The sequence below is a fragment of the Aeromonas sp. 11P genome (assembly GCF_051920165.1).
Classification (GTDB): Bacteria; Pseudomonadota; Gammaproteobacteria; order Enterobacterales; family Aeromonadaceae; genus Aeromonas; species Aeromonas veronii.
Genome location: NZ_JBQBDJ010000004.1, coordinates 2,420,272 through 2,433,428 on the forward strand (window position 1 = coordinate 2,420,272; position 13,157 = coordinate 2,433,428).

Annotated in this window: 11 protein-coding genes; 2 read left to right on the top strand and 9 right to left on the bottom strand. The window is 61.9% G+C overall.

From position 1 onward, the window contains the following. From alaS to pncC, 4 genes are all read right to left on the bottom strand, one after another. On the bottom strand, window positions 1-2,625 hold the full coding sequence (alaS, locus tag ACTG1P_RS11120) for an alanine--tRNA ligase (protein ID WP_440001294.1): 2,625 nt from the start codon (window positions 2,623-2,625) through the stop codon (window positions 1-3). Between the two features lie 295 nt (window positions 2,626-2,920). Further along, the gene (locus ACTG1P_RS11125) at window positions 2,921-3,430 is read right to left on the bottom strand and encodes a regulatory protein RecX (protein ID WP_440002299.1); all 510 of its coding nucleotides are present in this window, start codon (window positions 3,428-3,430) and stop codon (window positions 2,921-2,923) included. Window positions 3,431-3,474: 44 nt separating this feature from the next. Beyond that, complete coding sequence (gene recA, locus ACTG1P_RS11130) at window positions 3,475-4,539, bottom strand: recombinase RecA (RefSeq protein ID WP_041210818.1); 1,065 nt, start codon at window positions 4,537-4,539, stop codon at window positions 3,475-3,477. Between the two features lie 80 nt (window positions 4,540-4,619). Continuing rightward, window positions 4,620-5,111, bottom strand: a complete 492-nt coding sequence (pncC, locus tag ACTG1P_RS11135; RefSeq protein WP_005348742.1) for a nicotinamide-nucleotide amidase — start codon at window positions 5,109-5,111, stop codon at window positions 4,620-4,622. 250 nt (window positions 5,112-5,361) lie between these two features. Here pncC and mutS point away from each other — a divergent pair, with 250 nt between their 5' ends. Continuing rightward, a complete protein-coding gene (gene mutS / locus ACTG1P_RS11140; protein ID WP_440001295.1) occupies window positions 5,362-7,953 on the top strand; it encodes a DNA mismatch repair protein MutS in 2,592 nt (863 codons plus the stop codon). Between the two features lie 76 nt (window positions 7,954-8,029). Here the strand turns inward: mutS and ACTG1P_RS11145 are convergent, their stop codons facing one another. The 4 genes from ACTG1P_RS11145 to ACTG1P_RS11160 form a co-directional block, all read right to left on the bottom strand. Beyond that, window positions 8,030-8,893: a patatin-like phospholipase family protein gene (locus tag ACTG1P_RS11145; protein WP_440001296.1), complete on the bottom strand. Its 864-nt coding sequence runs from the start codon at window positions 8,891-8,893 to the stop codon at window positions 8,030-8,032. Window positions 8,894-9,170: 277 nt separating this feature from the next. Continuing rightward, window positions 9,171-10,070 carry a hypothetical protein gene (locus ACTG1P_RS11150; protein ID WP_440001297.1) on the bottom strand — a complete coding sequence of 300 codons (900 nt, stop codon included), beginning with the start codon at window positions 10,068-10,070 and terminating at the stop codon, window positions 9,171-9,173. Window positions 10,071-10,144: 74 nt separating this feature from the next. Continuing rightward, window positions 10,145-10,834: an LrgB family protein gene (locus tag ACTG1P_RS11155; protein ID WP_041210813.1), complete on the bottom strand. Its 690-nt coding sequence runs from the start codon at window positions 10,832-10,834 to the stop codon at window positions 10,145-10,147. Next, the gene (locus ACTG1P_RS11160) at window positions 10,827-11,228 is read right to left on the bottom strand and encodes a CidA/LrgA family protein (protein ID WP_040069042.1); all 402 of its coding nucleotides are present in this window, start codon (window positions 11,226-11,228) and stop codon (window positions 10,827-10,829) included. Before ACTG1P_RS11160 ends, ACTG1P_RS11155 begins: the two co-directional genes overlap by 8 nt. A gap of 134 nt (window positions 11,229-11,362) precedes the next feature. Here ACTG1P_RS11160 and ACTG1P_RS11165 point away from each other — a divergent pair, with 134 nt between their 5' ends. Further along, window positions 11,363-12,247 (top strand): LysR family transcriptional regulator, encoded by an 885-nt coding sequence (locus ACTG1P_RS11165; protein WP_139430208.1) that lies wholly within the window; start codon window positions 11,363-11,365, stop codon window positions 12,245-12,247. On the opposite strand, the gene ACTG1P_RS11170 is transcribed toward ACTG1P_RS11165, so the two are convergent. Beyond that, entirely contained in the window at window positions 12,241-13,125 is an 885-nt protein-coding gene (locus tag ACTG1P_RS11170; RefSeq protein ID WP_440001298.1) for a hypothetical protein, read from the bottom strand. The two genes, ACTG1P_RS11165 and ACTG1P_RS11170, sit on opposite strands and share 7 nt — an antisense overlap. Window positions 13,126-13,157: the final 32 nt, after the last annotated feature.

The following is a 13,157-nucleotide window of genomic DNA, read 5'->3' on the forward strand; positions in this document are numbered from 1 at the left end:
TTACAGGCGCTCTTCCAGCCAGGAGTGAACGGATTGCAGCGCTGCCGGCACCGCCTCAGGCTGGGTACCACCCGCCTGTGCCATGTCCGGACGGCCACCGCCCTTGCCACCCACCTGCTGGGCAACCAGATTGACCAGCTCACCGGCCTTGACCTTGCCGGTCAGGTCGTTGGTGACACCGGCGATCAGGTTGACCTTGCCGTCGGCACAGGTTGCCAGCAGCACGACACCGGACTTCATCTGGTTCTTCAGCTCGTCCAGCATGCCGCGCAGGGATTTCGGATCGGCCCCTTCCAGCGCAGCAACCAGCACCTTCTGACCGTTGATCTCGATCACCTGACCCAGCAGGTCGTTACCGGCCTGAGCGGCCAGCTTGGCCTTGAGCTGCTCCAACTCGCGCTCCATCATCTTGGCCTTGTCCAGCATCTGGCGAACCTTGTCAGCGATGCAGAACTGGTCACCTTTCACCAGTGCGGCAGCCTCTTCGATCTGCTCGCCAACCTGATGCATGAAGTCGATGGCGGCCTTGCCGGTCACCGCTTCGATACGGCGCACACCAGCCGCGATGCCGCTCTCGGCGATGATCTTGAAGAAGCCGATATCACCGGTGCGCTTGGCGTGAGTACCGCCGCACAGCTCGGTGGAGTAGTCGCCCATGCGCACCACACGCACGTCGTCTTCATATTTTTCACCAAATAGCGCCATGGCACCGGCGGACTTGGCCGCCTCCAGATCCATCAGCTGGGTGGTGATTTCGTGGTTGGCGCGGATCTGGTTGTTGACCAGCTCCTCGACCCGACGAATGGTCGCCATGGTCAGCCCCTCGAAGTGGGAGAAGTCGAAACGCATGCGCTCGGCTCCAACCAGAGAACCTTTCTGGGTGACGTGCTCGCCCAGTGCCTGACGCAGGGCTGCGTGCAGCAGGTGAGTCACGGAGTGGTTCAGGGCGATGGCCTGACGACGATCGCCATCAACCACGGCTTCTACTTCGGCGTCCTTCTCCAGGGGGCCCAACTCCATGTAGCCCTTGTGGATGATCGCCTTGCCCGCTTTCAGGGTGTCGGTCACGGCAAAGATGCCGTCGTCCACTTTCAGGATACCGCTGTCGCCAATCTGACCGCCGGACTCGGCGTAGAAGGGGGTCTCTTCCAGCACGATGACCGCTTCGTCACCGGCGATAAGACCGCTCACCTCTTCCACACCCTTGTAGATACCGACCACGCGAGTGCGCTCGGTCAGGGTCTTGTAACCGGTGAAGGGGGTCTCGAAGTCGAGCTTGAGCATCTCGTTGTAGTTCACACCGAAGCTGGACGCTTCCTTGGCACGAGCACGCTGCTTCTCCATCTCGGCCTTGAAGCCCTCTTCGTCGATGCCGATCTCGCGCTCGCGCACCACGTCGGCAGTCAGGTCGGCCGGGAAGCCGTAAGTGTCATAGAGCTTGAACACCACCTCGCCCGGAATAACCTTGGCATCGCCGAGATTGGCCAGAGCGTCTTCCAGCAGCAGCAGACCGCGATCCAGAGTGCGGACAAACTGCTCCTCTTCGATACGCAGCACGCGCTCGACCAGCGGCAGCTGGGCGATCAGCTCGGCAGCGACGTCTTTCATCTGCACGGCCAGCTCGGCAGCCAGTTTGTAGAAGAAGACATCGGTCGCGCCCAGCTTGCGACCATGACGCACAGCACGGCGGATGATACGACGCAGCACATAGCCACGACCTTCGTTGGACGGCATCACGCCATCAGCCACCAGGAAGGCGCAGGAGCGGATGTGGTCAGCGATGACGCGCAGGGACTGGTTGCTCAGATCGGTGGTGCCGACAATCTCGGCCGCTTTCTTGATCAACGCCTGGAAGATGTCGATTTCGTAGTTGGAGTGCACACCCTGCATGATGGCGGAGATACGCTCCAGACCCATGCCGGTATCCACGGACGGACGCGGCAGCGGCTCCATGGTGCCGTCAGCCTGACGGTTGAACTGCATGAACACCACGTTCCAGATCTCGATGAAACGGTCACCATCCTCTTCCGGTGAGCCGGGACGGCCACCCCAGATGTGATCGCCGTGGTCATAGAAGATCTCGGTGCAAGGACCGCACGGGCCGGTATCGCCCATCGCCCAGAAGTTGTCGGAAGCGTAAGGGGCGCCCTTGTTGTCACCGATGCGGACGATGCGATCGGCCGGGACACCAACCTCTTTTTCCCAGATATCGAAAGCTTCATCGTCAGTCGCGTAGACGGTTACCAGCAGGCGATCTTTCGGCAGCTGCAGCACCTCGGTCAGGAAGCCCCATGCAAACTTGATGGCATCCTGCTTGAAGTAGTCACCGAAGCTGAAGTTGCCCAGCATTTCGAAGAAGGTGTGGTGACGAGCGGTATAGCCGACGTTTTCCAGATCGTTGTGCTTACCACCGGCACGCACGCAACGCTGGGAAGTCGTCGCGCGATTGTAGGCACGCTTGTCTGCGCCAAGGAACACATCCTTGAACTGGTTCATACCCGCGTTGGTAAACAACAGGGTCGGGTCGTTATGCGGTACCAGCGAGCTGGAGGAGACAACCTGGTGTCCCTGGGAACGGAAATACTCGAGAAACGCAGCGCGTATCTCTGACGTGGACATATACATGGAAAATCCTGCTTGATTCGAATACGGACTTTTAACCGCATTAATGTAAGTTTTCTGCGGGGTAAAGTAAAACGGACAGGGCCGCCACGGGCGAAAAAGCGCACATAAACGGGCCAGATAAGAGCGCCGCTGCCCACAGTGGCTTTTTTCACTGTCGAGAGGCAAAAAAGCAGCGCAGAAAGAGAGATGAGATGAACAAAAGGCCGCTTTTTCGGAATTGCTTGCGCAAACTACTGAGCGGGCAGGGAAAACCTGCCACCAAGAGAGGTGAAACGACGTTTGCCACGCAGTGGCGTTACTCTTCCCGCTCCTGCAGGGCAGAGATGGCATAACGGGCCTGATCCTGGGTAAAGCCGCGCCCCAGCAGATACTTGAGCCACTTCATCCGTAGCTTGAAATCGGCCAGATCGGCTCTTTTTGCCCGTCGTTCCAGCAGCTCGAAGGCGAGCTCGAACCAGTCCAGCTCGGGTTGTTCGAAAGCGGCGTCTATCTGCATATCGTCCAGCCCCTTGCGGCGCAGATCGAAGCGGATCTTGATGGGGCCATGCCCCTTGGCGGCACCGGCACGTACAGCCATACCGCCGTAACGTTCGTCATTGACCCAGTTGTACCCGCGGCAGTAGTCGACCACCGCCTCGATCACCTCTTCATTGAAGCCCTGCTGGCGCAGCCGGTTGGCCAGCTCAGACTCGGCACTCTCGCGACGGGCCAGACTGCGCATGGCAAAGGCGCGGGCGGCGGCCAGCTGCTCGGCAAAGGTCGGCTCGGCGGGCTCAAGCGGTTCGGTCACGGATTCATCTACCATCATAAATAACAAGGCCGGGTATCTACCCGGCCTTCCTTTGTTCCTTATTCGAACTCTTGTTCGCTTTCGGCATCGAACTCTTCTGCCTCAACCGATGCAGCCTTGTCATCGACAGGTACGGCACCGGAGAGCAGCAGCTCGCGCAGGCGGGCTTCCACTTCGCCAGCCAGCGCCTTGTTCTCGGCGAACAGCTTCATCACGTTGGCTTTGCCCTGACCAATCTTCTCGCCGTTGTAGCTGTACCAGGCGCCCGCCTTGTCGATCAGCTTGTGCTTGACGCCCAGATCCACCAGCTCGCCCTCTTTGGAGATACCGGCACCGTAGAAGATCTGGAATTCGGCCTGCTTGAAGGGAGGAGCCACCTTGTTCTTCACTACCTTGACGCGGGTCTCGTTACCGACCACTTCGTCACCTTCCTTGATGGCGCCGGTACGACGGATATCCAGACGCACGGAGGCGTAGAACTTGAGCGCGTTACCGCCGGTAGTAGTCTCCGGGCTGCCGAACATAACGCCGATCTTCATCCGGATCTGGTTGATGAAGATGCACAGGCAGTTGGCGTTCTTGATGTTGGCAGTCAGCTTGCGCAACGCCTGGGACATCAGACGGGCCTGCAGGCCAACGTGGGAGTCACCCATCTCCCCTTCGATTTCCGCTTTCGGCGTCAGGGCAGCCACGGAGTCGACGATGATAACGTCAACGGCGTTGGAGCGAACCAGCATGTCGCAGATCTCCAGCGCCTGTTCACCGGTATCCGGCTGGGAGATAAGCAGGTCGTCGACGTTGACGCCGAGCTTGGCGGCATAGATAGGATCCAGCGCGTGCTCCGCATCGACGAAGGCACAGGTCTTACCCTTCTTCTGGGCTTCCGCGATCACCTGCAGGGTGAGGGTGGTTTTACCGGAAGATTCCGGGCCGTAGATTTCGACGATACGGCCACACGGCAGACCGCCAATGCCCAGCGCCACGTCCAGCGAGAGGGAACCGGTAGAGATGGCTTCGATATCCATGGTCTTGCTGTCGCCCAGACGCATGATGGAACCTTTGCCGAACTGCTTTTCAATCTGACCCAGCGCAGCCGCCAGTGCCTTCTGTTTGTTCTGATCCATGCCAATCTCCGCTGGAAATCGTGAGTAAGAAGTGAAGTTGGGCTAAGTATACTGTCTATTCATACAGTATCAAGCCCAATTTATCTGAGCAGGGCCAACAGACCCGACAAGGCCTGTCTCACCGCCTGCTGGCGTACCTGCCGGCGATCCCCGTCGAAGCGGGCCAGCAGGGAGTGGTGACGGCCATTGCGGTCGGCCCAGGCGAACCAGACGGTGCCGACCGGCTTGCCTTCGGTGGCGCCGCCGGGACCGGCGATACCACTGATGGCAACGCTGATGGAGGCAGACGAGTGGGCCAGCGCGCCGCGGGCCATCTCCAGCACCACGGCTTCGCTCACCGCACCGTGCTGCTCAAGGCTCTCGCTGCTCACCCCCAACATCTGCTGCTTGGCTTCGTTGGTGTAAGTGACAAATCCGCGATCGAACCAGCCGGAACTACCCGCGATGTCGGTGATGGCCGTAGCCACCCCACCGCCGGTACAGGATTCGGCGGTCGCCGCCAGCCAGCCCCGTTGACCAAGGGCCCGTCCCAGCTCGATGGCAAGGTGCTCTATCTCTGCATCCAGTTTCATCACGACTCCTTATGATCCGCTCAAGGGGCACATTATGCGATCCCGCTAGCGCCGCCCGCAACCACGGCAGACCGCCCTTGCCTGCCGCAATGTGAGGTGCTGCGCCGGTGTCATGTCTTCAATAGCGCAGAACAACCGCGCCCGGAACACCCGCTCCCCCGTCGCGGCGCTTATGTGTAGAATGGCGCCATCAAGCTCAAGGCTCATCACCGCAGACACTGGCCCGCAGAGGCCCCTTCTGGAACAGAACATGACAGCACAACACCAAGCCAGCGGCGCCACAGGCTCCGCTCCCGGCGCCAATCTGAGCGCCCACACGCCCATGATGCAGCAGTACCTTGGCCTCAAGGCCGAGAACCCGGAGATCCTGCTGTTCTACCGGATGGGCGACTTCTACGAGCTGTTCTATGACGATGCCCGCAAGGCCTCCCAACTGCTCGACATCTCCCTGACCAAGCGCGGCCAGTCGGCGGGTAGCCCCATCCCGATGGCGGGGGTGCCCTATCACGCCATCGAGGGCTATCTGGCCAAGTTGGTACAGCTTGGCGAATCCGCCGCCATCTGCGAACAGGTAGGGGATCCCGCCACCAGCAAGGGGCCGGTGGAGCGCAAGGTCATTCGCATCATCACCCCGGGCACCGTCTCCGACGAAGCGCTGCTCAGCGAGCGGCAGGACAACCTGATCGCCGCCGTCTACCACGATGGCCGCCGCTTCGGCTATGGCACCATGGACATCGGCTCGGGCCGCTTCTTCATCAACCAGTTCGAGAAAGAAGAGACCCTGCTGGCAGAGCTGCAACGCACCAATCCGGCGGAGCTGCTCTACCCGGAATCGTTCGAGTTTCTGCACCATATCGAGGGTCGCCGCGGCCTGCGCCGCCGCCCGGAGTGGGAGTTTGAGCTGGGCACCGCTCGCAAGCTGCTCTGCCAGCAATTCGGCACCCAGGATCTGGTTGGCTTTGGCGTAGACAAGAGCGAGACCGCCCTGTGCGCCGCTGGCTGCCTGATGCAGTACGTAAAGGACACCCAGCGCACCGCCCTGCCCCACATCCGCAACGTACGCCTCGAGCAGCCAGATCATGCGGTCATCATGGATGCCGCCACCCGCCGCAATCTGGAGCTGACCCAGAATCTGGCCGGTGGCTATGAAAATACCCTGGCCGAGGTGCTGGATCGCACCGCCACCCCCATGGGCAGCCGCCTGCTCAAGCGCTGGATCCACCAGCCGATCCGCGATCGGGTGATCCTGAAAGGTCGCCAGAGCACCATCCATACGCTTATCGAGCAGAACCTCTACGACGAGCTGGGCAACCTGCTGCGTCAGGTGGGGGATGTGGAGCGGGTGCTGGCCCGTCTCGCCCTGCGCTCGGCCCGCCCGCGCGACCTCACCCGGCTGCGTCAGGCCTTCGCCCAGTTGCCAGAGTTGCAGCGCCTGCTGGCGGACAACGAGCACGAAGCGGTGCAACAGCTGGCCGAGCGGGCCAGCACCTTCCCCGAGCTGCTCGACCTGCTGGAACGTGCGGTGATGGAAGTGCCGCCGGTGCTGATCCGCGATGGGGGCGTGATCCGTGACGGCTTCAATCAGGAGCTGGACGAGCTGCGGGATCTCGCCAACGGCGCCACCGCCAGCCTCGCCCGCATCGAAGAGCGGGAAAAACTGCTGACCGGCATCAACACCCTCAAGGTGGGCTACAACAAGGTGCACGGCTTCTATATCGAGGTGAGCCGGGCCAACAGCCATCTGGTGCCGGCCCACTACATCCGCCGCCAGACCCTCAAGAACAACGAACGCTACATCATCGATGAGCTGAAGAAGTACGAGGACAAGGTACTCACCGCCCAGTCCCAGGCGCTGGCGCTGGAGAAGCGGCTCTACGAAGAGCTGCTCGATGCTCTGCTGCCGCATCTGGGCGATCTGCAGGAGTCCGCCGCCGCGCTGGCGGAGCTGGACGTGCTGGCCAACCTGGCCGAGCGGGCCGAGACCCTCGACTACCGCTGCCCGACCCTCATCGATGAGGATCAGATCCTGATCGAGGCGGGCCGCCATCCGGTGGTAGAGCAGGTGATGACAGATCCCTTTATCGCCAACCCCATCCGGCTGGAGCGGGAGCGGCGGATGCTGATCATCACGGGTCCCAACATGGGCGGTAAATCGACCTACATGCGCCAGACCGCGCTGATCGTGCTGCTGGCCCATATCGGCGCCTTCGTGCCCGCCGACAGCGCCCGCATCGGCCCCATCGACCGCATCTTCACCCGCATCGGGGCATCGGACGATCTCGCCTCCGGCCGTTCCACCTTTATGGTGGAGATGACCGAGACCGCCAACATTCTCAACAACGCTACCGCTCGCAGCCTGGTGTTGATGGACGAGATCGGCCGCGGCACCAGCACCTATGACGGCCTCTCGCTGGCGTGGGCCTGTGCCGAACAGCTGGCGAGCAAGATTGGCGCCTACACCCTGTTCGCCACCCACTACTTCGAGCTGACCCGCTTGCCCGAGCTGATGAGCGGGCTGGCCAACGTCCACCTCGATGCGGTGGAGCACGGCGACACCATCGCCTTTATGCACGCAGTACAGGAAGGCGCAGCCAGCCGCTCCTACGGCCTGCAAGTGGCGGCGTTGGCCGGGGTGCCGAAATCGGTGATCCAGCAGGCCCGCCACAAACTGCATGAGCTGGAGAGCGCCACTCCGGTCGCCGCCGGTGAAAGCCGCCCTGCTCCGGTGACTCTCGCCCCGCAGATCCATCCGGTGGTGGAAGAGCTGGAAGCGGTGCGCCCGGACGAGCTCACTCCCCGTCAGGCACTGGACCTGCTCTATCGCCTCAAGCAGATGCTGTAAGCACTGGCTGCCGTGCAAACATGCAAAAGGGGAACCGCGAGGTTCCCCTTTCTATATTCAGCACCCGGCAAACCAGTCAGGCCACCGCTCGCACCTCTCCACGTGCCCGCAGCAGGCTCTGGCGCCCCTGCCAGTAACCCTGCAGATAGCCAGACTCCAGCTTGACCGGATCCTGGGTAAAACGGGAGACCATGAAACCGGCCGATGGCGCGATCACCTCGATCTCGCAATCGGCAGGGGGATTGGCAATGAAATCGAGTGCCCGGTTGTAGGCGAGATCCCGCTCCAGCATGGCTTGCGCCAGCGCAGGCTGGGTTTTCAGCAAGGCTTTGACCATCCAGCAGAAACGGGCCGGCTTCTTGCGATATCCCCGGGGCTCCGACAGCACCACCGTCATCCGCCGCGCCCCGAGCCGATAGGCCTCGATCACCGGAATGGAATCGCTGATGCCGCCATCAGCCATCGGGCGACCATCGACGCAGGGGGTATCGTGCTGCACCACCGGCAGGGCACAGGTGGCGGTCAGCACCTCGTCCATGTTGTCGGGCCGCACCGGCAGATAGATGGCCTTGCCGCTCGCCACATCGGTCGCCACCGCGTAGAAGGGAATGTCGCGGGCGCAGAAAGTGTCGAGATCGAGCGGGAAGCGATGGCGACTGGCCTGCCACAGCCAGCCGATGTCCACCAGATCGCCCCCTTTGACGAAACGCAGGGGATCGAGAAAACGGGAGCTGCAAGCCAGCTCGGTGATGATGTGGTGACTGCGGCGCGGCTGCTCGCTCAGATAAGAGACCAGATTGGTGGCACCGGCCGAGACGCCCATGACGAAATCGAACGGGTAGTGGTGACTTTCGACAAACGCATCGAGCACGCCGCTGGCAAAGATGCCGCGCATCGCGCCCCCTTCGACAATCAGGGCGCAAGAGTGGGGATTAAACATAACAAGGCTCCGTCAGCTGTAATACCTGCCGGGATCGATCCCGGCCCAGTGATGGACGCCTTCATGCAGAACATCAAGACGCCGCAGCAGGACGATTCAGGCTCACTCGCACAAGCCAGAAGCAGGCAGGAGCAAACCTGAACCGTGAAGCGACCCCCAGTATATGCAGTGCACCAACCTTCAAAAAATGAATTTAAATAATAAAAAACATGCCTTTTTGGCATGGTTCAGCACATCGGCAGAGACGGCCCTTTATCCGGGAACAGCCCCATCAGGATCAAGGCAGCCCGGGCCCGAACGTCCCGTCGACGGGGTTGTAGTGGTAGGCCCGATAGTCAAAGTCCACCTTATCAAGGCGCGGATTGGCCAACTCGAACAACAGGCGCCTGGGGAGCTGCGCCTGCTCGAGGGAAGGTTTGAAGTGGCGCAGCCAGAGCTGTTGCAGCGAGCCATCCCGCCACGCCAGCTTGAGGCCGACCGAGAGGCGGCGGATGGCGGCCTGATTACCCTTGTGGGTGTAGAAGAGGTGGAGGAAGGGATAGTGCAGCGCCACTCGCCGATCCACGGTGAGGCCGGGCAGATCACTGTGCTGCTCCTGCTCGATAAAGAGCTCGTTGGCCCCGCGGCAGAAGAGATCGATGCGACCGCGAGCCACCAGCTTGAACAGCCGCTCGTAACCGTCGATCTCCTGCACCTTGAATCCCCCATGACGCAGGATCTCCACATCCTGCCAGCCACGTCCCTGCCCGTGCAGAAATTGCTGCAGCTCGGCCAGGGTATTGACCCTTGCCACCGCGTCGGCCTGCTGCGGGCTGACAAAACAGATGCGATAACCGAGGATGCCCAGCTCCACCGGAAAACGGACGTAATCCAGCGCTCCGCTCTCCGCGGCCGGGCGCAGACTGTCGGCCACAAACAGGTTGGGGTATTGCTGAGTCTGCACAACCTGTCGCATCCGGATACGGTTCATCGGCGGCGCGGTTCGCAGCTCGTAGTCACCGAAGCTGTCGCGGGTCTTCTCCAGCGCCAGCTGCAACAGATCGCGAAAATAGAGGGTACGCAAGTCCCGATCGCTCTCGGGGCTGATGTGAGTGATGACGTCGCTCGCCCGAAGGGGAGTGGCAAGGAGGGAAAGGCTGCACAGCAGCAAGCAGGAAGCGAGGCGATGAAAGGTCATACTGCTCATCCCGGAAATACACGCTCACTAGAGTGTAGCGCCGGGACGAGCCGCCTTCTAAAGGGAAGCCCGGCCTACCAGAACATCCGGCCCAGCAGGGGCGCCAGCAGCACGGTCACCATGCCGGCGATCATCATCACCATACTGGAGACCACCCCCTCTTCGTTACCCATCTGATAGGCCTTGGCGGTGCCGGCGCCGTGGGCCGAGGCGCCAAACCCCGCCCCCTTGCCGAGGCGACTGCGAATGGCCAGCACGGTGAGCACGCTCTCCCCCACCGCCATGCCGATGACGCCGGTCAGCACCACAAACAGCGCGGTGAGGTCGCTCTGACCGCCGATGGCGCGGGTCGCCTCCACCGCAAACGGCGTAGTGATGGATCGCATCGCCAGACTGCGCTGCAACATGTCGGAGAGATCCAGCCAGCGGGCCAGCAGCACGGTACTCCCCACCGCCATAATAACTGAGGCGACCACCCCCACCGACAGCGACAACCAGTGGCGACGAATGAGCTGGCGGTTCTCGTAGACCGGCACCGCGAAGGCGACGGTCGCCGGGCCCAGCAGCCAGAGCAGCCAGTGGGATTCCGCCATGTAGTCCTGATAGGGGATGTGGAACAGCAGCACCACGGCCACCAGCAGGGTCGGCGCCAGCAGCAGCGGCATCAGCGGCAGGATCCGCTTTTTGCCGTAGAGCCATTTGCTGGCGTAGTAGAAGAGCAGGGTGAGGGCGAAACAGATCAGCCCGAGCAGGGTATCAGACATGACGGCGACTCCGGCGGGCCAGTTTCAGTTCGAGGCGGTAGACCCGATCCACCACCAGCGCTGTGGTGCCGAGCACTAGCGTGGTGCTCACCAGCAGCACCACCATGATGCGCCACCCCTCTTGCAGCAGCAGATCCTGATAGTTGACCACCGCGACTACGGCGGGCACGAAGAAGAGCAGCATCTCCGCCAGCAGCCAGCGAGCCCCCGCGCTGAACCACTCGGCCTTTACCACCCCGAGCAGGATGCAGGCCAGCAGCAGCAACATGCCGGTGAGGTTGGCGGGCAGCGGCAGGTGGAGGGTACGCACCGCGGTATCGGCCAGCAGCCAGATGGCTGCCAGCAACACAATCTGGAAGGGAGTCTGTAACCAGCGCAAGCAGAGGGCTTTCATGATCATCGTCTTTCTGTGAACCGGCTCACAGTATAGAGTTGAGCAAAACCTGCCAGAAATGAATTAAAATTATCAAATTCATGCCGCATAGGCATACTTCATCCCGTACCCGCCAACACGAGTCGAGAGAGTCCATGGATATTCGCGCCCTGCGCTATTTTGTCGAACTGGTGCGGGAAAAGAGCTTCACCCGCGCCTCTGAAAAGCTGTTCGTCACCCAGCCCACCATCAGCAAGATGATCCGCAATATCGAAGAGGAGCTGGGCCAACCCCTGCTCAACCGGGAAGGGCGCCGCTTCACCCTGACCGACAGCGGCCAGGTGCTGTTCAACCGGGCCCAGACCATCTTGGCGGAGATGCAACAGCTGGAGGCCGAACTGGCGGATCTGCAGAGCCTGCAACACGGTCGCCTCACCCTCGGCATTCCCCCCATGGTGGGTCACGTCTATGCGGATCTGATCCGCGCCTACCGCAGCCGCTATCCCAAGGTGGAGCTGACCCTGGTGGAGTACGGCGGTCGCCGCATCGAACAGGCGGTGCTGGAGGGGGAGCTGGATCTCGCCATCACCATGCTGCCGACCAAAGAGGGGGGCGCCCTCAGCGCGCTGGAGCTGGATCAATACCCGATCCGGGTGGTGCTGCCTGATCAACCCCGCTGGCATGGCGAGGCGCCGCTGCGGCTGGAGTCTCTGCAGGAGGAGCCCTTCCTGCTCTATACCCAGGCGTTTACCCTGAGCGAGCGGTTGGAGCAGGCGTGTCAGGAGGCGGGCTTTGTGCCGCAGGTGGCGGCGCGCAGCAGCCAGTGGGATTTTCTCACCGCCATGGTACGCAGCGGCATGGGGGTCGCCTTCTTGCCGGAGCCGGTCTGCAACCGGCTGACTCCGGATGGTCTGGTGCTGCGACCGCTGGAGCCCGAATTGAGCTGGCGACTCGGGGTGATCTGGCCGAGCGAGCGCTATCTGTCGCGCACCGCCGAGGCCTGGCTGGCCCTCTGCCGCCAGCGGCAGGCGCCTCAGTAATCGCCGAAGCGATCGGTTTGCGGATTGTAGAAGTAGGGGCGGTAATCGAAGCTGATCCCGTCGAGGAAGGGGTTATCCAGACGCAACATTCGGCGCTGGGAGAGCTTGGCAAAGGCGATGGCCGGGCCAAAGCTCTTGCGCCACAGAGCCTGTAGCGAGCCATCCTGCCACGCCAGCTGCAACCCCCGCTCGACCCGCTGCAGTGCCTCGCGATTGTTGGGATTGGTGTAGAAAACCCGGGGCAGCGGGTAGTAGATCAACAGCGCGTCATCCACCAGCAGATCTGCCATCTCCTTGTGGGTCAGCTGCTCGCTGCGCAGCTCGCTCACCCCGCGGCAGAAGAGATCGAAGCGCCCCCGCGCCACCATCTTGAACAGCTTTTCGTACCCCTCCACTTCCACCACCTCCATCCCGGCGTAACGCAGGATATCCACATCCAGCCACCCCTTGCCCTGACCGAAGGTGAACTGGCGCAGCCCCTTGAGGTCGGTCACTTTGCTCACCGCCGCCTTTTGCTGCGGGCTGACAAAACAGATGCGGTAGCTGACGATCCCCAGATGGATGGGAAAACGGACATAGGCGAGCCCCAGATCCTCGCGGGTGCTGCTGTAGCTATCCATCACAAAGAGGTTGGGATAGCTGTCGAGCTGCATGCTGAGCCGCTCGCGCGCCTTGGTCATGGGCGGCGCAGGTTCCAGCAAATAGTCGCCAAACTGGTCACGGGTCTTGTCGAGGGCGAGCCGCAGCAGCTCCCGATCATAAGTGGTTCGCGGATCTCGCTCGCTCTCCGGGCTGATATAGGTAAACCGGGTGGCCGCCAGTCCGGTCAGCGACAACATGCAGAGCAGAGCGGCAGCAAGCAGATGCAGGGGTGACATAAACCGCGCCTTGGCTGAAGGGGGTACTTTCA